16 protein-coding genes are annotated in these 17,978 nt (G+C 70.4%); 9 read left to right on the top strand and 7 right to left on the bottom strand.

Features of this window, described 5'->3' with window-relative positions; all coding sequences use genetic code 11:
* The first annotated feature begins 627 nt into the window (after positions 1-627).
* A complete protein-coding gene (locus tag ACWD68_RS25820; RefSeq protein WP_451808833.1) occupies positions 628-2,979 on the top strand; it encodes a discoidin domain-containing protein in 2,352 nt (783 codons plus the stop codon).
* 108 nt (positions 2,980-3,087) lie between these two features.
* Here the strand turns inward: ACWD68_RS25820 and ACWD68_RS25825 are convergent, their stop codons facing one another.
* Positions 3,088-4,107, bottom strand: coding sequence for an aldo/keto reductase (locus tag ACWD68_RS25825; protein ID WP_451808834.1), 1,020 nt, complete (start codon positions 4,105-4,107; stop codon positions 3,088-3,090).
* Positions 4,108-4,292: 185 nt separating this feature from the next.
* Between ACWD68_RS25825 and ACWD68_RS25830 the strand changes: the two genes are divergently transcribed.
* Complete coding sequence (locus tag ACWD68_RS25830; protein ID WP_451808835.1) at positions 4,293-4,895, top strand: TetR/AcrR family transcriptional regulator; 603 nt, start codon at positions 4,293-4,295, stop codon at positions 4,893-4,895.
* Between the two features lie 65 nt (positions 4,896-4,960).
* Here the strand turns inward: ACWD68_RS25830 and ACWD68_RS25835 are convergent, their stop codons facing one another.
* Positions 4,961-6,412: a PucR family transcriptional regulator gene (locus ACWD68_RS25835; RefSeq protein ID WP_451808836.1), complete on the bottom strand. Its 1,452-nt coding sequence runs from the start codon at positions 6,410-6,412 to the stop codon at positions 4,961-4,963.
* A 109-nt stretch (positions 6,413-6,521) separates the two neighbouring features.
* Here ACWD68_RS25835 and ACWD68_RS25840 point away from each other — a divergent pair, with 109 nt between their 5' ends.
* The 3 genes from ACWD68_RS25840 to ACWD68_RS25850 all read left to right on the top strand — a co-directional run bounded on the left by ACWD68_RS25840 (position 6,522) and on the right by ACWD68_RS25850 (position 10,026).
* Entirely contained in the window at positions 6,522-8,057 is a 1,536-nt protein-coding gene (locus ACWD68_RS25840; protein ID WP_451808837.1) for a purine-cytosine permease family protein, read from the top strand.
* A 111-nt stretch (positions 8,058-8,168) separates the two neighbouring features.
* A complete protein-coding gene (locus ACWD68_RS25845) occupies positions 8,169-8,570 on the top strand; it encodes a nuclear transport factor 2 family protein (protein ID WP_451808838.1) in 402 nt (133 codons plus the stop codon).
* 16 nt (positions 8,571-8,586) lie between these two features.
* Positions 8,587-10,026, top strand: coding sequence for a gamma-aminobutyraldehyde dehydrogenase (locus ACWD68_RS25850; RefSeq protein ID WP_451808839.1), 1,440 nt, complete (start codon positions 8,587-8,589; stop codon positions 10,024-10,026).
* A gap of 98 nt (positions 10,027-10,124) precedes the next feature.
* Here ACWD68_RS25850 and ACWD68_RS25855 read toward each other — a convergent pair whose 3' ends face one another.
* From ACWD68_RS25855 to ACWD68_RS25865, 3 genes are all read right to left on the bottom strand, one after another.
* Positions 10,125-10,901 carry a polysaccharide lyase family 7 protein gene (locus ACWD68_RS25855; RefSeq protein WP_451808840.1) on the bottom strand — a complete coding sequence of 259 codons (777 nt, stop codon included), beginning with the start codon at positions 10,899-10,901 and terminating at the stop codon, positions 10,125-10,127.
* A 281-nt stretch (positions 10,902-11,182) separates the two neighbouring features.
* Positions 11,183-12,079, bottom strand: coding sequence for an HAD hydrolase family protein (locus ACWD68_RS25860; protein ID WP_451808841.1), 897 nt, complete (start codon positions 12,077-12,079; stop codon positions 11,183-11,185).
* A complete protein-coding gene (locus tag ACWD68_RS25865; RefSeq protein WP_451808842.1) occupies positions 12,076-12,324 on the bottom strand; it encodes a hypothetical protein in 249 nt (82 codons plus the stop codon). The genes ACWD68_RS25860 and ACWD68_RS25865 overlap by 4 nt, the downstream gene beginning before the upstream one ends.
* 154 nt (positions 12,325-12,478) lie before the next feature.
* On the opposite strand from ACWD68_RS25865, the gene ACWD68_RS25870 reads away from it, so the two are divergent.
* Together ACWD68_RS25870 and ACWD68_RS25875 are read left to right on the top strand one after the other, a co-directional pair.
* Positions 12,479-13,276 (top strand): inositol monophosphatase family protein, encoded by a 798-nt coding sequence (locus ACWD68_RS25870; protein ID WP_451808843.1) that lies wholly within the window; start codon positions 12,479-12,481, stop codon positions 13,274-13,276.
* A 58-nt stretch (positions 13,277-13,334) separates the two neighbouring features.
* A complete protein-coding gene (locus ACWD68_RS25875) occupies positions 13,335-13,808 on the top strand; it encodes an SRPBCC domain-containing protein (protein ID WP_451808844.1) in 474 nt (157 codons plus the stop codon).
* A gap of 112 nt (positions 13,809-13,920) precedes the next feature.
* Here the strand turns inward: ACWD68_RS25875 and ACWD68_RS25880 are convergent, their stop codons facing one another.
* Positions 13,921-15,531, bottom strand: a complete 1,611-nt coding sequence (locus ACWD68_RS25880; protein ID WP_451808845.1) for a sodium/solute symporter — start codon at positions 15,529-15,531, stop codon at positions 13,921-13,923.
* 368 nt (positions 15,532-15,899) lie between these two features.
* Positions 15,900-16,694 (bottom strand): SDR family NAD(P)-dependent oxidoreductase, encoded by a 795-nt coding sequence (locus ACWD68_RS25885; RefSeq protein ID WP_451808846.1) that lies wholly within the window; start codon positions 16,692-16,694, stop codon positions 15,900-15,902.
* A gap of 255 nt (positions 16,695-16,949) precedes the next feature.
* On the opposite strand from ACWD68_RS25885, the gene ACWD68_RS25890 reads away from it, so the two are divergent.
* Positions 16,950-17,564 carry a nucleotide-binding protein gene (locus tag ACWD68_RS25890; RefSeq protein ID WP_451808847.1) on the top strand — a complete coding sequence of 205 codons (615 nt, stop codon included), beginning with the start codon at positions 16,950-16,952 and terminating at the stop codon, positions 17,562-17,564.
* Positions 17,561-17,785 carry a hypothetical protein gene (locus ACWD68_RS25895; RefSeq protein ID WP_451808848.1) on the top strand — a complete coding sequence of 75 codons (225 nt, stop codon included), beginning with the start codon at positions 17,561-17,563 and terminating at the stop codon, positions 17,783-17,785. Before ACWD68_RS25890 ends, ACWD68_RS25895 begins: the two co-directional genes overlap by 4 nt.
* The last annotated feature ends 193 nt before the right edge of the window (positions 17,786-17,978 follow it).

Raw genomic sequence — 17,978 nt, forward strand, 5'->3', positions numbered from 1 at the left:
CCTCTTTGACCTCGGACACGCCCAGTTCGACGCCGGGGCGAAGTGCCGACAGCCGCCGCGCGTCCAGAGACTCACGCAGGTTGAAGCACACACCCGTCAGCGCGGTGCCCATCCGGTCGTCGCCCCAGTCCTCGTGGCCCGTGTTCCGCGACCACACCGCGGCGTCGCGCACCTTGCGCCTTTCGTCGTACCGACGCCAACGCCACTCGCTCCAGATCCCCCACGGTGTTCTCATCGCCCGCGCCCCCGCCCGCACATGGAACCTCAGTCATCCGCTCGAACGCCTGCGCGTAGGCATTCCCTCGCGATCCGCGCGTCAACCGCCGTCCCACACGAACCCGCCGTCTCGGACCGACCCGCCGCCCCTCGCGGACCCGCCCGCACGGTCGGCACCGCCCGTTTCCCGAACCCCTCGACTGCCCCGCGCCACGGCACCAGAAGTGGCTCCGGCGGGCGAACCACCGGCCGGAGGAGACGTGCGCCGACGTCACCAGCGCGTCACATCGCGATGCCGTCGATATTTTGCGATGTCTCGTATCAATCTTGCGCATGTTTATAGACTTACCTTGCTGTCACTCCTAGCCTTCTTGCGTCCGCTCACCCCACGAGCCCTAAGGACGCACGCCTGTGACTTCCTCTCACCAAGGCAGACCCCTGCGCCGCGGCGTAGCCGCATCCGTGTCATTGGCACTCGCCGCGGCCGGCACGGTCGCGGCGGTGGCGCTCGCCCCCCACGCGGTCGCGGCGGGAGTGCCCGCCCCCTCCCCCGTCGGGATCTCCGGCCGGGGCGCCGACGTTCCGTTCAAGGAACAGGAGGCTGAATACGCCGCCACCAACGGCACCCTCATCGGGCCGGACCGCCTGTACGGCCATCTCCCCTCCGAGGCGTCCGGACGTCAGGCGGTGACACTGGACGCGACGGGCGAGTACGTCGAGTTCACGCTGACCGCACCGGCCAACGCCATGTCGTTCCGCTACTCACTGCCGGACAACGCCGCCGGCACGGGGCGGGACGCGAGCCTCGACCTGAAGGTGAACGGGAACCAGCTCAAGAGCATCCCGGTGACCTCCAAGTACGGCTGGTACTACGGCGGTTACCCCTTCAACAACAACCCCGGCGACACCAACCCGCACCACTTCTACGACGAGACCCGCACCACCTTCGGCTCCACGCTGCCCGCCGGCAGCAAAGTACGCCTGCAGGTCTCCTCCACGAGCGCCTCACCGACGTTCACCGTCGACCTCGCCGACTTCGAGCAGGTGGGCGCGGCGATCGGCAAGCCCTCCGGCGCTCTGGACGTGGTGAGCGACTTCGGCGCGGACCCGACCGGTACGGCGGATTCCACCGCCAAGATCCAGGCCGCGGTCGACGCGGGCAAGGCGCAGGGCAAGACCGTGTACATCCCGCAGGGCACCTTCCAGGTACGCGATCACATCGTCGTCGACCAGGTGACGCTGGCCGGGGCGGGCCCCTGGTACAGCGTCCTGACGGGGCGTGACCCGTCGAACCGGTCGAAGGCCGTCGGCGTGTACGGCAAGTACGCCGCTCAGGGCGGCAGCAAGAACGTCGTCCTCAAGGACTTCGCCGTCATCGGCGACATCAGGGAACGCGAGGACAATGACCAGGTCAACGCCATCGGCGGCGCGATGTCCGACTCCACGGTCGACAACGTGTGGACGCAGCACACCAAATGCGGGGCCTGGATGGACGGGCCGATGGACAACTTCACCATCAAGAACAGCCGCATCCTGGATCAGACCGCGGACGGCGTGAACTTCCACATGGGTGTCACCAACTCCACCGTCACCAACACCTTCGTACGGAACACGGGTGACGACGGCCTCGCGATGTGGGCGGAGAGCGTCCCGAACGTCAAGAACAAGTTCACCTTCAACACGGTGGTTCTGCCGATCCTCGCGAACAACATCGTCACGTACGGCGGCAAGGACATCACTCTCTCCGACAACGTCATGTCGGACACGATCACCAACGGCGGCGGCCTGCACGTCGCGAACCGCTATCCCGGGGTCAACTCCGGCCAGGGCACCGCCGTGTCCGGCACCACCACGGCCGCCCGCAACACCCTGATACGGACCGGGAACAGCGACTACAACTGGCAGTTCGGAGTCGGCGCGGTCTGGTTCAGCGGCCTCAACGAACCCCTGGACGCGACCGTCAACATCACCGACAGCGAGATCCTCGACAGCTCCTACGCCGCGATCATGAACATCGAGGGAGCGACGAAGGGTCTGCACTTCGACCACGTACGGATCGACGGGGCAGGCACCTACGCACTCCAGATCCAGGCACCCGGGTCGGCGTCGTTCAGCAACGTCACGGCGACGAACATCGGCCAGTCCAACCCGATCCACAACTGCATCGGTTCCGGCTTCGCGATCACCCGTGGTGCGGGCAACAGCGGCTGGTACGCCGACCCGCCGGTCTGCACCGGTACCTGGCCGGACCCCAAGTGGACCAACGGCGGAGTACCGGGCGGGGGCACCCCGCCGCCCACCGACCCGCCCACCGATCCTCCGACCGACCCGCCCACCGACCCCACGGTGAACCTCGCCAGGAACCGGCCGGTCACCGAGACGAGCCACACCGACGTCTACCCCGCCTCCAAGGCCGTGGACGGCAACGCCGACACCTACTGGGAGAGCGCCAACAACACCTTCCCGCAGTCCGTCACCGTCGACCTCGGCGCCGCCAAGGCGGTCAAGCGCGTCGTCCTCAAGCTGCCCCCGGCGTCCGCCTGGGCCACGCGCACCCAGACGCTGAGCGTCCAGGGCAGCACCGACAACACCACGTTCACCACACTCAAGGCCTCGGCCGGGTACACGTTCAACCCGGCGAGCGGCAACACCGCGACCCTCACCCTGCCCGGCACCCCCACCCGATATCTGCGGGTCACCATCACGGGCAACACCGGCTGGCCCGCGGGACAACTGTCCGAACTCGAGGCCTACACCGGCTGAGTGCGGCTCGGTCCCCCAAGTTCCTGGCGGTCCTGTTCCGGAACTCTGACCCGGGGCAGGGCCGCCAGGTCCTCGACCGGGTCGCCGGGCACTCGGCCTCCCCGGCCGTCAACGACGTCGCAGTGACGGGTCGAGGAGCGCGGGCGGAGTGTCGTACTTCTCGTGGGCGGCGAGGTCGGTACCGGGGGCGACGATCTCGTCGATCGCGTCGAGCACGTCGGCGGGGAGCACGGTGTCGGCGGCGGCGAGTTGCGCCTGCAGGTGCGCCTCCGTGCGGGGGCCGATGAGCGCGCTCGTCACGGCGGGATGGGCCGTCACGAATCCGAGCGCGAGCTGGATCATGGTCAGGCCGGCCCCGTCGGCCACTTCGGCCAGCCGCTCGACGGCGGCGAGCCTGGCCCGGTTGGCGGGGACGGCGGTGTCGAAGCGTTGCGGCATGAACGTCGAGCGGCTCGTGGTGATGTCCCGGCCCTCGCGGACCGCACCCGACAGCCAGCCGGAAGCCAGCGGACTCCACACCAGCACACCCAGCCGGTACTCCTCGGTCACGGGCAGTACATGGGTCTCGACACCCCGCTGCAGGATCGAGTAGCTGGGCTGTTCGGTGACGTACCGGCTCAAGTGGTGTTCGCGTGCGGCCCATTGGGCCTGCACGAGTCGGTGGGCGGGAAAGGTGGACGAGCCGAAGTAGCGGATCTTTCCCGCTCGTTGCAGGTCGGTCAGGGCCGACAGCGTCTCCTCGTCACTGGTGTTCGGGTCCCATCGATGGATCTGGTAGAGATCGACATGGTCGACACCGAGCCGGCGCAGGCTGTTGTCCAGCTCGGTGACCAGCCAGCGGCGCGAGCCGCCCCGATGGTTGCGCTCGTCACCCATGGGCATGCCCGCCTTCGTGGCCAGCACGATGTCGTCGCGTCGGCCGGCGATGGCTTTGCCGACCATCTCCTCCGACTCGCCGTCGCTGTACCTGTCGGCGGTGTCGATCAGGTTGATCCCGCCTTCGAGGGCGGCATCGACGATGGCGGTGGCCTCTTCCTGGCTGGTGCGCCCGATCGCGCCGAAGTTCATCGCGCCGAGCGCGAGGGAGCTGATCTGCACGCCGGTGCTGCCCAAGGTGCGGTACCGCATGATCCTGTCTCCTTCATAGCGGGTGAAGCGTGGTGGTGACGCACGGGTTGGTCGCCGGGTCCCCGTCTGCCATCATGAACAAACGGAACGCCGTCCCGTTTGACGATACGGAACACTGTCCCGCTTAGCAAGCCGATACGGGACACCGTTCCGTTTGACGGCCGGATCATGGAGGGAAGGGCGCGATGAGCGACAGCGACGAGACCGCCGGGCAGGCGGCCCGGCCGAAACGAGCCGACGCCCGGCGTAATCAGGAGACGCTGCTCGACGCGGCCGCCGCGATCTTCGCCACGTCGGGCGTGGAGGCACCCGTCCGCGATGTCGCGGCCAAGGCGGGTGTCGGGACGGCCACGATCTACCGCCACTTCCCGACGCGGGCGGACCTCATCGTGGCCGTCTACCGGCACCAGGTCGAGGCCTGCGCCGAGGCGGGGCCCGCCCTGCTGAGGGACTGCGCGTCCCCGCATGCCGCGCTGGCGCGATGGATCGACCTGTTCGTCGACTTCCTCGTCACCAAACACGGACTGGCCGCCGTCCTCCAGCCCGACAACACCGCCTTCGAGGCCTTGCACACCTATTTCCTCGACCGGCTCGTCCCCGTGTGCGCCCAGCTCCTCGACGCCGCGGCCGAGTCCGGCGAGATCCGCCCCGGCCTGAGCGCGTACGAGCTGATGCGCGGCATCGGCAATCTCTGCATCGGCGCCGGCAACGACCCCCGCTACGACGCCCGGCGACTGGTCGAGCTCCTCATCGCGGGCCTGCGCCGACCACACCGATCCCCCTCCTGACGGCCAACTCCGGACGGCCACCTCGGGCCGGCCGCGACGGAGACGGGCGCGAAGCGCACGTCCGCTCAGTCGGTGAGGCCCAGTGCTCCGGCTGCCTGGATCGCCAGCCAGACCTCGGCCAGGGCACCCGTCGACGTCAGATCCCGGTCGGCGAGCGCGCCGAATCGGCGCAGCCGGTAGGCGAGGGTGTTGGGGTGGATGTGGAGCGCCGCCGCAGCCGTCTCGGTGCGCCGGTCGCGCTCCATCCAGGTGCGGGCGGAGACCAGCAACTGCGAGTCATGGGTCTCGTCGTAGCGCAGGACGTCGCCGAGCACGTGCTCGACCAGCGCCGTCAGGACGGCGGGGTCGTCCGGCAGCCACCGGCCCGCCCCGTCGTCGCCGTAGCGGACGACCGGGCGGCCCGACTCGACGGCTTGGGAGACGGCCCAGAGCGCCTCGCGCTGGGCGACCTTCAGCGCGGCGCCCGGCAGGAAGGGACGGCTGGTCCCGGCCGCCACGGCCGGGAGTTCGCCGACGGCCGCCGCCAGTTCCGGCGCCCCGAGGACGTAGCGGTCCTCACCCCGGGTGAGCAGCAGATGCGGTCGGTCCTCCAGGCAGCGCAGCAGTGCCTCGTCGGTGGTGTGGCGCACGATGAGGAGGACGGTGTCCCCCTCGATCGCGTGCCGGGCCAGCCGGCGACGTGCCGCCTCCGGGTCGAGGATCTCCTGCAGCAGCTCGGCGAGCGTCTCCGCGCCCTCGCGGCGCAGCGTCTCGCGTTCGTTGCGGACCATCGCCAGCCGCAGTGCCGCCACGGTGGCGATGTGCTGGACGACGGCGAGTCCCGCGGGCCGGACGTCCGCACGCTCGTAGGCGACGAGAAAGCCCGCCGGGCCGCCGGGCGCGGGCACCGGGATGACGAACCCGCCGGGGATCGCCGGCGGGGCGTCGACGGACGCGGGCAGGACGGCCGGGTCGGGCACGGGGACTCCGGGCAGGAGCGGGCGGCCCTGGGGTGTGCAGAGGAAGACGTCGTAGCCCGACAGGCCTTCGAGGCGGCGCAGGAGTGTCGGTGTGTCGAGGCTCTCGGTGACCAGCCAGCGCAGCGCGCCGAAGACCTGGAGCTGAGCGCCCAGCCTGTGCCGCGCCTCCTCCTGGGCCGAGGCCGCGACCTCCTGGGCCACCGCGATGAAGGGGACGGCGAGCGGCACTTCGAGAACCGGGAAGCCCCGCTCCTCCGCCGCCTCGAAGAACGCGTCGTGCAGCGGGGGCATGTGCAACTGCGCGGAGAGTGCGAGCGCGGACGCGCCGGCGTCGTCCAGGCGCTCCAGGTAGGCGCGCTGTTCGGCGGCGGTACGGGGGATCGCCAGGCCCGCCGTCATGATCAGCTCGGCTCCCAGGAGCCAGGGCGTCGGATCGCCGAGCTCGCTGGCGTGCGCCCAGGAAACGGACCGGTCCAGACCCCCGCGGCCGGCCTTCAGCGTGAGCTGGAGTGCCGGGGAGGAGAGCAGGTCTCCGACGGTGAGTTTGTTGCTGGCCACAAAAGACATCGTACGCATCTGTGATCGGCACCATTGTCGCAGGTCACCGAGGGCCGCACACTGTGGAAACCGCCCCTTGCATGGTGCATGAACGGAAAATGGAGCGCCCGTGACGACCTCGGTGACCGAAATCGAGACATATGGCGTCGAGCGGATCCCGGACGAGGACCGCACGGCCGGACCGATCGACCTGTTCCGGCTCGCCTTCGGCGGTGCCAACACCTTCGCGACCTGCGTGCTGGGCGCCTTCCCGATCCTCTTCGGCCTCTCCTTCTGGCAGGGGCTCGCGGCGACCGTCCTCGGTCTGGTCGCGGGTGCGCTGCTGCTGGCCCCGATGGCGCTCTTCGGTCCCGCCAACGGCACGAACAACGCCGTCTCCTCCTCCGCGCACCTGGGCGTGCACGGCCGGGTCGTCGGTTCCTTCCTCTCCCTGCTCACCGCCATCGCGTTCTTCTCGATCTCGGTGTGGTCCTCGGGTGACGCGCTCGTCGGCGGCGCGCACCGCCTCGTCCACATCCCCGAGTCGGACGTCAGCTACGGCGTCGCGTACGCGATCTTCGCCGGGCTCGTGCTCGTCGTCTGCATCTACGGCTTCCGGTTCATGCTGCTGGTCAACAAGATCGCGGTGCTGGCGGCGTCCGCCCTCTTCGTGCTCGGCGCCTTCGCCTTCGCGGGCGACTTCGACCCCGGTTACGCCGGAGCCTTCGCCTCCACCGCCGATCCGCTGTTCTGGCCGTCGTTCATCGGCGCCGCGCTGATCGTGCTGTCCAACCCGGTCTCCTTCGGCGCCTTCCTCGGTGACTGGTCCCGCTACATCCCCGCGAACACCCCGCGCCGCCGGGTGATGGGCGCCGCGTTCCTCGCCCAGATCGCCACCCTGCTGCCGTTCCTCTTCGGCCTGGCCACCGCGTCGATCATCGCGACGAAGGCCGCGAAGTACGTCGACCCGGCCGCCCCGAACTACGTGGGCGGACTGCTGGCCATCTCCCCCGGCTGGTACTTCCTGCCGCTCTGCCTGATCGCCCTGATCGGCGGCCTGTCCACCGGCACGACGGCCCTGTACGGCACGGGTCTGGACTTCTCCAGCGTCTTCACCCGCTTCAGCCGCGTCCAGGCCACCTTCTTCATCGGCGCCCTGTCCATCGCGTTCATCTTCGTCGGCCGCTTCGCGCTCAACCTGGCGCAGTCCATCTCGACCTTCGCGACGCTGATCATCACCTGCACCGCACCGTGGATGATCGTCATGACGCTCGGCTACGTCACCCGTCGCGGCTGGTACGACGCGGAGGCGCTGCAGGTCTTCAACCGGCGCCAGCGCGGTGGCCGCTACTGGTTCGCGCACGGCTGGAACTGGCGCGGCATGGGCACCTGGATCGTCAGCGCCGTCGTGGCGCTCCTCTTCACCAACCTGCCGGGCCAGTTCGTCGGCCCGCTGGGCAACCTCGCGGACGGCGCGGACATCTCGCTGCCGGTCGGCCTCGCCCTGGCCGTCGTGCTCTACCTCGCCTCGCTCGTCGTGTTCCCCGAGCCGCGCGCCGTGTTCGGTCCGGCCGGACCCCGCTTCGTGCGGGCTTCCGACGCCGAAGTGGCGCCGATCACCGGCGGCACCGAGGAGAAGACGGCCGAGCCCGCCGCGGCCCTCTGAGCCCTGGGGGCCGCCGTCCGCATCACGCGGCGGACGGCGGCCCCCGGCCGTCATCCCCGCAACTTGGGCGTCCGGCCCTGACCGCCGGACGCCCATGACCAGGAGTCGTGCATGAGCACCACCACTGTCCAGGAAGTCCGGGCCGCCGCGGACGCGCTCGTCGCCGCCTTCGCCGAGGGCCGCCTCGACGACTACTTCGGCGCCTTCGCCCCGGACGCGACCTTCGTCTTCCACACCACGCCGCAGCGGCTCGGCTCCACTGCCGAGTACCGCGCCCTGTGGCAGCAGTGGGTGGAGCAGGACGGCTTCCGCATCCTCGGCTGCCTCTCGTCCGCGCAGCTGATCCAGCCCCTCGGCGACACCGCCGTCTTCAGCCACGACGTGGAGACCCGCGTCGCCACGCACTCCGGCGAGGAGACGGTCCTCGAGCGGGAGACCATCGTCTTCGCCCGCTCCGAGGACGGCGCCTGGAGTGCCGTCCACGAGCACCTGTCCGCCCGTACCGCCGCCTGACCAGGAGACACGTTCCATGAGCAGCACGTTCCGCAACTACATCGACGGTGCTTTCGCGGACGCCGCGGACGGCCGGACCCTCGATGTGGTGGACCCCAGCACCGGTGACGTCTACGCGACCTCCCCGCTCTCGGGGGCGGCCGATGTCGACGCGGCGATGGCCGCCGCGGCCGCGGCGTTCCCCGTCTGGCGCGACGCGACACCGTCCGTACGGCAGCGCGCGCTGCTGAAGGTCGCCGACGCGATGGAGGCGCGGGCCGAGGAACTGGTCGCCGCGGAGAGCCGGGACACCGGCAAGCCGCTGCATCTGACCCTCAGCGAGGAGCTCGCCCCCGCGATCGACCAGGTCCGCTTCTTCGCCGGCGCGGCCCGGATGCTGGAGGGCCGCTCGGCCGGCGAGTACATGGACGGGATGACCTCGATCATCCGCCGCGAGCCGGTCGGTGTGTGCGCACAGGTCGCGCCGTGGAACTACCCCCTGCTGATGGCCGTGTGGAAGTTCGCCCCGGCCCTCGCGGCGGGCAACGCCGTGGTCCTCAAGCCCTCGGACACCACCCCGGCCTCCACCGTGCTGATGGCCGAGATCATCGGCGGTGTCCTGGAGGAGCTTGGCCTGCCCCAGGGGATCTTCAACGTGGTCTGCGGCGACCGCGAGACCGGCCGGCTGATGGTGGAGCACCGGACCCCGGCGATGGCCTCCATCACCGGTTCGGTCCGCGCCGGCATCCAGGTCGCCCAGAGCGCGGCCAAGGACGTCAAGCGGGTCCACCTGGAGCTCGGCGGCAAGGCCCCGGCCGTGGTCTTCGAGGACGCCGACCTGGCGAAGGCGGTCGAGGACCTGGTGGTCGGCGGCTTCTTCAACGCCGGTCAGGACTGCACGGCCGCGACCCGCGTCCTGGTCCACGAGTCGGTCCACGACGAGTTCGTCGCCGCGCTCGCCAAGGCCGCCGCCGAGACGAAGACCGGACAGCCGGACGACGAGGACGTACTGTACGGACCGCTCAACAACGCGGGCCAGCTCGCCCAGGTCAGCGGCTTCATCGAGCGCCTGCCCGAGCACGCGAAGGTCGAGGCGGGCGGTCACCGGGTCGGCGACAAGGGCTACTTCTACGCCCCGACCGTCGTCTCCGGCCTCGAGCAGGACGACGAGATCATCCAGAACGAGGTCTTCGGCCCGGTCATGACCGTCCAGTCGTTCACGGACGAGGCCCAGGCCGTGCGGTACGCCAACGGTGTCGACTACGCGCTGGCCTCCTCGGTGTGGACCAAGGACCACGCGCGGGCGATGCGGATGTCGAAGAACCTCGACTTCGGCTGTGTGTGGATCAACACCCACATGGCACTCGTCGCCGAGATGCCGCACGGCGGGTTCAAGAAGTCCGGCTACGGCAAGGACCTCTCCGCGTACGGCTTCGAGGACTACACCCGGATCAAGCACGTCATGACGTCGCTCTGAGGGAACGTTCCACGGCGGTGAACACCCGCCGGCGAATGGTGTCGGGCAGGCCCTCGGGCCTGCCCGACCGTGCGCTGTGCGCCGTCAGCCGTCAGCCGTCAGCCGTGCGAGACGTTCAGGCCGTAGAACGCGACGCGCGCGCCCTTCGTCGTGCTGTCGGAGGACGACTGGTTGTACGAGCCGGCCTTGAAGTACTGCTTGTACGGGAAGAACGACGACGGAATCGGGTAGTGCGTGGTACTCCCGTTGACCGTCAGGTCGATGGTGTTGCCGCCGGAGACGGCGATCGTGTAGGTCCACGTCTTGCCGACCGCCACGTGCCCCACGGTGTGGGGTGTCTGTCCGCCCGACGGCGAGTTCTCGGTGCCGACGACGATGTCGCCGCCGGCGCGGTAGTACAGCTCCACCAGCGGTTTGGTGGACGATCCGCCGGAACCGAGGTGGATCTGCCCGACGCACACGTTGGAGGTGACCGACACCACCCGCAGCGTGGCGCTCAGCCGGTGGCTGCCGCTCAGTGACCAGTTCGCCGCGCTGCCGCTGCGATTCATCTCGCGCAGTTCGGAGCGGGCGTAGGAGGAGTTCGGCGTCGTGACGCCCTTCTCGGGCGCCCAGAAGGTCATCGCGCCGTCGCGGGTGTCGGTGTAGAAGTACGCGTCCTGGTAGCCGTTCGCCCCCTGCAACCGGGATGAGGAGATGGTGGTGGGCGAGCCCGGGGAGCCCACCGGCTCCTGCAGTTGCCAGACGGACAGGTCGAAGTTGCCACCGGGCGCGACGCCCGGATCGGCGGCGCCCGCGCCGCCGGTGCCCAGAACGGTCGCCGCGACGACGACGCCCGCGACGGTGGCCGTCGGCAGAATTCTGGAACGGGTCATGTTGACGTCCTTCGCTGATCGTGGGGGATGGAAGGCGTTCCGCGGGTCCGGCGTGAACCGGTCCGCCCGGTGACGGCGACGGCCCTTCTTCTGATCGTCCGGAGCAGCCGGCACGGGAAGGTGCTGTTCATGTGAGTGAACAGCGAGTTCACCTGTGAACCCGCGTGTGGCGTGACGTTAAAGGTCTGAACCAACGCCGTCAAGAGGTCGCGCGCCAGGGCGCCCTGAGACCAGCGGACTTGGGCTGGTCAAGGCGGACCTCGCGCATCCGCCGCCTTGCATCACGAGGAACGCGGCAGGCCTTCTTCGCGCAGCAGGTGCCGCACCACACCGTCCTCGTCGTTCGCCGCGGTGACCGCGGTGGCGAGGGCGAGCACGTCAGGGTGCGCGTTGGCAGGCGCAACCTGCCGGTCTGCGACGGAGAACATCGGCAGGTCGTTGAGATGGTCGCCGTACACGGTGAGGCGCGTGTCCGCCATCCCGACGGCCTGAGCCAAGTTCCGTACCGCACACCCCTTTTCGGCCTCCGGATGCGCCACCTGCACCTCCGACCAGCCGGGCACGTACCGGTTCGCGGCGGCGAGCACCGCCGCGCTCCCCCGCAGGGCCTTCTCCAGTTCGGCCACGGTCCGCTCGGCCCGGTCGTCCGGCACGAAGGCGATGACCGCAGCGGTGTACTCGGCGCGCGCCACGGCCCGGACGTCGGCACAGGGCCGCAAGCGCGGGTCGCCGTACGCTCGCTTCTCGTCGATGTACCAGGTGGCCGCGGGGTTCAGCCCCGTGCCGAAGTGGACGTGGTCGGCGACGCCGTCCCAGGTGGTGAGGACCGCCTGGGTGCCCAGCGCCTCCAGCGTGTCGATCGCGACCAGCGTGGCGGCGACGTCGAGCGTGCGACGCGCGAGGTGCCGCCCGGTCGCGAGGTCGGTGAGGAAGGCGCCGTTGAGTTCGACGACCGGCAGGCGCAGCCTCACTCCGGCGAGCAGTGTCGCCATGGCGGCGGCGCTGCGCGCACTGGCGACGGTCAACGCGACCCCTGAGTCCAGGAGTTGGTTGAGTCCGTCGCGCGCGAACGGGCTGAGGGTGGCGTCGGAGCGCAGCAGCGTGCCGTCGAGATCACAGACGTGCAGGTCGCCGCGACCATCCTGGCCGACGGTCCGGTCCTCGGGGGCGGCGGTCATCGACCCACCCCCACGAGCGTAACGGTGCACAACTCCACGTACGGGTTGGCCAGTTTGCTCATTGCACCCAACATCTGCCGCTCGTCGGTGGGGCGTTCGCGCGGGATGACGGAAGCGCATCCGTATGCGGTCATGCCCTCGACCGTCGCGAGCCGGGTCGGCCGTCCCGCCAGGACCCGGGTTCCGAGGGGTTCACCATCCGTCGTCACACCGCTCTTGTCGAAGACAGCCAGATCGTGTTCCAACGGACTCCCCCTATTGCCGCGCCTTCCCGGCGACCATACCGACGCATGACAAGGGACCATCCGACTTCCATGACCAGGCCTTCGACCGCCCCCCAGTGTACGAACTCTGCCAGAACCCGCCACGGGCTTCGCTCCGCCCCATACTCTGAACACCATGATCGATTCGTACACCTGTCGGGAGGACGCCGAGGTCGCGACGGCGGCGGCATGCTCTGGCGCGGACGTGGTACGCAGCCTGTACGGCCGACGGCTCGCCCGCGTCGACAAGGGGGGCGGGGACTTCGCCACCACGGCCGACGTGCTGGCGGAGAAGACGATCCTGGACGTCCTTCGTGCCGCACGGCCCGACGACGCGGTGCTCGGCGAAGAGGGCGGCCGGCAAGGAGCCGCCGGGGCCGCTCGCCAGTGGCTGGTCGATCCCTTGTGCGGCACCCTGAACTACGCCTCCGGCAGCATGCTGGTGGCGGTCAACGTGGCCCTGCGCCATGGGGCGGCGGCGGTGGCCGACCCGTTCGGCGACGAGGTCTTCTTCACCGACGGCGAGGTCGCCTGGGTGCGGCACGACGGGGTCGACACACGGCTGTCGCCCACGCCCGCCACGCAGTTGGTGGACGTCAACCTGGACCCACCCTTTCCGAACGCGCCCGGATTCCGGGCCGTTGACCTGCTCGCCCACCCCGGGTTCGTGGAACGGTTCAGACCACGGGTCGTGTCCACGACGCTGGCGCTGGCCTGGGTCGCCGCGGGCAGACGCGCCGCGTACGTGACCGATGGCGGTGACCTGTCCGGGAGCGTGCACTTCGCCGCCGGCATCGCCGTGTGCCGGGCCGCCGGCTGCGTGGTCACAGGTATCGACGGCGCCCCGATCGGCGCGAACGGCCGCGGGCTCGTGGCAGCCGCCGACGCCGAGACCCACGACCTGCTGATGTCGATGATCCGCGGCCGGAGCTGACCCCCGAGCCCGCGGCGTCGGCCGACGCGCCACGTCCGCCCTGGGCAGCCTGAAAGACGTGTATACGACGCGCGTCTCGCGGCGGATGAACGCCTCGCGAGAAGAGGTCTACCGGGCGCTGCTGGACGCGAACGCTGTCGCGAAGTGGCGGGTGCCGACCGGTATGCGCGGCGAGGTGCACCAGTTCGAGGCCCACGAGGGTGGGGCCTTCCGGGTCTCGCTCACCTACGACGCACCGAGCGGAACCGGCAAGACGGAGGCGCACACCGACACCTACCACGGCCGTTTCGTGGAGCTCGTCCCGGACGAACGGGTGGTCGAGGTGGTCGAGTTCGAGACGGCCGATCCCGGGCTCCGCGGAGAGATGACCATGACCACGGAACTGACCGAGGTGGACGGCGGCACCGAGGTCGTCATCGTGCACGAGGGAGTCCCGGACGCGGTGCCCGCCGCCGACAACGAGACCGGAACGCGCATGGCGTTGGACAATCTGGCCCGGCTGGTCGAGTCGAGGCGGGCCGGTGGGGCGTGAGGTCGGCGGCTCCCGCAAGGACTGCCGACCTCGGCGAAGGAACACCCCTACCGGGAGGACCGGGGACACAGGGCAGGGGCCGACAGGGCAGGGGCCGGCCACGAGCGGAGCTTCAAGGGCGCCCCGCAGGGTCGAATCTGCCCGGTCCGGGCGGTACCGGTCCGGTCCTTTCCCTCCATGGGTGCTCGGAGGCGCGGGTACGAGTGCGGCCGACGAGCCCGAGGAGGAAGCCCGCCGGGATGGTGACCAACCCGGGTGTCTGGAGCGGGAACCAGTGGAAGTCGTCGTCGGGGAAGAGCGCGATGGATGTGCCCGACACCGCGGGGGATCCGGACAGCAGCAGCACGATCAGCGGAAGGGTCCCGTAGACGGTCCAGCGCACGCCCGTGGCGGAGTGGCCGGGCAGGAAGAGCGCGTACAGCAGGACCGGTGCGAGCACCGAGGCCGCGACGGTGAACGACAACGAGATCAGCGTCAGCCTCCCGCGGTCCCCGAGCGTCGCCGCCAGGACGACGGCGACGGCTCCGACCAGCACGATGGCCAGCCGCGCCCGGCGTATCTCTCCGGCCGCCGAACGGCCGCCGGTTCCGTGGGCGGGCCGGCCGCCGAAGTCGCGGGCGAGGCTGGAGGCGGCGGCCAGGGTGATGCCCGCGACGGCGGCGAGGGTGGTGGCGAAGACGGCGCAGGCGACGATCGCGAACAGCATGCTGTGCCGGGCACCGCCGGCGACCGGGTCGAGAGCGCCCGTCACCATCAGAAGGGCGGTCGATCCCCCGGGGTCGGCGGCCCGCAGCAGGTCCCGCCCGATGAGGGCGCAGGCACCCAGCCCGGCCACCACGACTCCGGCGCACACCACCGCGACAGGGCCCACCGCCCAGCCGACGGCGCGCCGCGCGGTGCGGGCGTCCCGGACCGGGTACAGCCTCATGGTGATGTGCGGCAGACACGCGGCGCCGACCAGGAGCGTGGCCTCGAAACTGATCAGGTCGAGGCGCCCGGCGACGGAGTGGCCGAAGTGCAGTCCGGGGCTCATGTAGGCGCCGCCCGCTCCGGAGCGCTCCCGCGCGGCGTCGATGAGGGCCGGTGGTGACCATCCGTACCGGGCGAGGACGATCCCGGCGAGCAGCAGCATGGCGGTGAGAGCCACACCGACCTTCAGGATCTGTACGTATCCGATGCCGCGCATCCCTCCGAACGCGGCGTAGCAGACCATCAGGGTGCCACCGGCGACGGTGCACCCGGTGAGCGCGCCGTCGGGGAGCCCGAACATGGCGGCCATGATGCGGCCGGCGGTGGAGAGCTGCACCAGGAGCAGCGGAGTGAGGACGACGAGGGTGGCGACGCCGAGGGCCCGGCGTACGGAGGGGGCGCCGAGCCGGTCGGCGAGGAAGTCCCCCAGGGTGAACACGCCTGTGCGGCGCAGGGGTTCACCGAGGATCCGCATGACCAGGTAGAGCGAGACGATGGTGGCGCAGGCGAAGAGGATGCCGTCCGCCCCGTCGAGGGCGACCGCGCCCGTAGTGCTGAGCAGGGTGGCCGCGGAGATGTAGTCACCGGCGATGGCCAGCCCGCCTCCGACCGGTCCGAAGGCCGCGCTGCCGCCCGCGTAGAAGTGCTCGGGGTCGTCCAGGTCGGCCGCCGCCAGTCCGCAGAGCAGCAGGGACACGGCGACGAAGCCGAGGAAGACCACGACGGCGAGCGACTGTCCGTCGGCGGCGCTCATGGGTGGCGCTCCGATGCCACTGCCGCGTGCAGTGCTGTCGGTTCGCGCGGGACCGGAGATGATGGAGAAACGGGAGACATGCCGGGCATGGCATCAGCCGCCCTGTGCCGGGTACAGGGGGCCGGCGCGTTCGGGAGGCGGGCGCACAGCGGTACGGGGGTGGACCTGTGCGGGAGCACAAGTCCGGTACGCCTCCATGGATCGGCGCCGACACCATCGCCCCACCGGGGAGTTGGCGCGCGGGGTACCGCCCCGAGCCGTACCCCGTGCCGGATGGGAGCATCCCGCACGCCCGCACTCCGCCCGGCGCCTTCACGGCCCTTTCGGCTCCCGTTCCGACCGTCGGAGGCCCTGAGCGACGGACCGCGTCAGGGAAGGATCGAGTCGACGTATCCGCCGTCGACCCGCACGGCGCCCCCGGTCGTCGCCGACGCCTGGTCCGAGCTGAGGTACACGACGAGGTTGGCGATCTCCTCGGGTTCGATCAGTCTCTGCAGGAGGGACTGGGGGCGGTGTTCGCGCATGAAGGCGCGCTGTGCCTCGTCCCAGGGCAGGTCGCGGTCCACGAGTTCGTAGACGAAGTCCTCGACGCCGCCCGTGTGCGTGGGGCCCGCGATGACGGAGTTGACGGTGACGCCCGTACCCGCGGCCGCCTTGGCGAATCCCCTGCTCACGGCCAGCAGCGCCGTCTTGGACATGCCGTAGTGGATCATCTCCGCCGGGATGACCACCGCCGAGTCGCTGGCGATGTACTGGACGCGGCCGAAGCCCCGGTCCGTCATGCCGGGCAGGTAGAGACGCGTGAGGCGGACGGCGGCGAGCACGTTGATCTCGAAGTAGCGCCGCCATTCGTCGTCACTGATCTCCAGGGCCGGCCGGGCCCCGAAGATCCCCAGGTTGTTGACCAGGATGTCCACCTCGGGGAGGACCTCCAGGGCACGGGCAGCTCCTTCCTCGGTTCCGACGTCGGCGGTCACGGCCACCAGGTCCGCCTGGGGCGCCTCGGCCCGGGCGCGTCCGACGGCCTCCTCCACCCGGCGCGCGTCCCGCCCGTTGACGCCGACGCGGGCGCCGGCCCGGGCCAGCCCCAGAGCGATCGCCGCGCCGATCCCCTGTGTCGAGCCGGTGACGAGTGCCGTCCGTCCTGCCAGATTCAGCTCCATCAGCGCACTCCATTGCCGTCGCGGAGGGTCGGGGCACCTCGCTCGTCCCCGTCCGATCATCACGGATGGGCCGGACATCGGCATCGCGGGCGCGAGTGGCACGAGCACCGTGGTGGCCCGGCCACCGCCGCGTTGATCCATAGGAATGATTCACCGGCGCCGCAGAGTGAAGGATGGGACGGTAAACCCCGCGTCGGGGGTATCCGGTTCCCGCGGTCACTAGCGTTGCCGCTTGTGTCGATGAGCTATGCCTTTGTGAACCTGAAACCCGGAGTGGGCAAGACGACGAGCGCGGTGTGGTTGGCTCACGCGCTGCACGAGTCGGGCTTCTCACCGCTGCTGGTGGACAGTGACCCCGCTTCCTCGGCGCTGCGGTGGAGCGAACTGGCGGGAGGCTTCCCGTTCCCGGTGTTCTCCCTTCCGGTCGGTGACGTGCACCGTCGCGTGAACGACTTCCTGGGCGACCGGCGGGCCGTCGTGTTCGACGCGCCGCAGATGGAGGACCACGCCCACATCGCCCGGAGCGTCATGCGGTACGCGAGCGAGTGGATCGTGCCGGTCACCCCGTCCCCCATCGAACTGGACCGTATGGCACCCATCGGCGGCGAGATGGGCGACGTACAGTCCCTGCGGGCTGTGCCGGCCCACGCCGCTGTGCTGCTGAACCGTACGAACCGCCCCGACGCGACACGGACCGGTCCCGACGCCGACGCCCGCGAAGCGCTCACCGAGCGCGGTTTCGACGTGCTGTCCACCCACATTCCACGACTCGACCTGTACTCCCAGTCGTTCGGCAGCCCTGTCGAGGTCAAGGGATCGGCGTACATGGATCTCGCGGACGAGCTCATCAAGCGTCAGGACTCGATGTGAATCAGCGCAGGGACACCTACCGAGCCGCCTTGCAGCGGGAGCCGGATGCCGCCGCACCGCGCCATTCCAAGGTCACACGGCTGCACACGCGATACGTCCGAGTGACGATCGAGTTCGACCCCGCGTTGCCGCGCGAGCTGACCCGGTGGGTGGGACCACCCGTGTCCGCGGTCCTGCGCGTCGGCGCGGCCGTGCTGCGCCCTCTGACGGGCAGCGCGTAGGCACGTTTGCCGCCCGCCCCCGGGCCTGCCCGAAATCCCCGCCCTGGAGCCCGTCCCCGAGATCCCCACCCGAGCAGCGAGGCACAGGGTCACCTCGAGGCGGGACAGTCTGTTCGGCACCTCGCCCCGCCGGGCGAGGTGCACCGACAGCCGACCGCCCGGCCTTCCGCCCTCACTACCGGTTTGCCCTCCC

The sequence above is a fragment of the Streptomyces sp. NPDC005141 genome (genome assembly GCF_053599975.1).

Bases quoted from the DNA above. Each gene is read 5' to 3' on its own strand.
- ACWD68_RS25825 (WP_451808834.1), bottom strand. From the start codon at position 4,107: ATGCGGTACCGCACCTTGGGCAGCACCGGCGTGCAGATCAGCTCCCTC.
- ACWD68_RS25830 (WP_451808835.1), top strand. From the start codon at position 4,293: ATGAGCGACAGCGACGAGACCGCCGGGCAGGCGGCCCGGCCGAAACGA.
- ACWD68_RS25845 (WP_451808838.1), top strand. From the start codon at position 8,169: ATGAGCACCACCACTGTCCAGGAAGTCCGGGCCGCCGCGGACGCGCTC.
- ACWD68_RS25850 (WP_451808839.1), top strand. From the start codon at position 8,587: ATGAGCAGCACGTTCCGCAACTACATCGACGGTGCTTTCGCGGACGCC.
- ACWD68_RS25855 (WP_451808840.1), bottom strand. From the start codon at position 10,901: ATGACCCGTTCCAGAATTCTGCCGACGGCCACCGTCGCGGGCGTCGTC.
- ACWD68_RS25860 (WP_451808841.1), bottom strand. From the start codon at position 12,079: ATGACCGCCGCCCCCGAGGACCGGACCGTCGGCCAGGATGGTCGCGGC.
- ACWD68_RS25870 (WP_451808843.1), top strand. From the start codon at position 12,479: ATGATCGATTCGTACACCTGTCGGGAGGACGCCGAGGTCGCGACGGCG.
- ACWD68_RS25880 (WP_451808845.1), bottom strand. From the start codon at position 15,531: ATGAGCGCCGCCGACGGACAGTCGCTCGCCGTCGTGGTCTTCCTCGGC.
- ACWD68_RS25885 (WP_451808846.1), bottom strand. From the start codon at position 16,694: ATGGAGCTGAATCTGGCAGGACGGACGGCACTCGTCACCGGCTCGACA.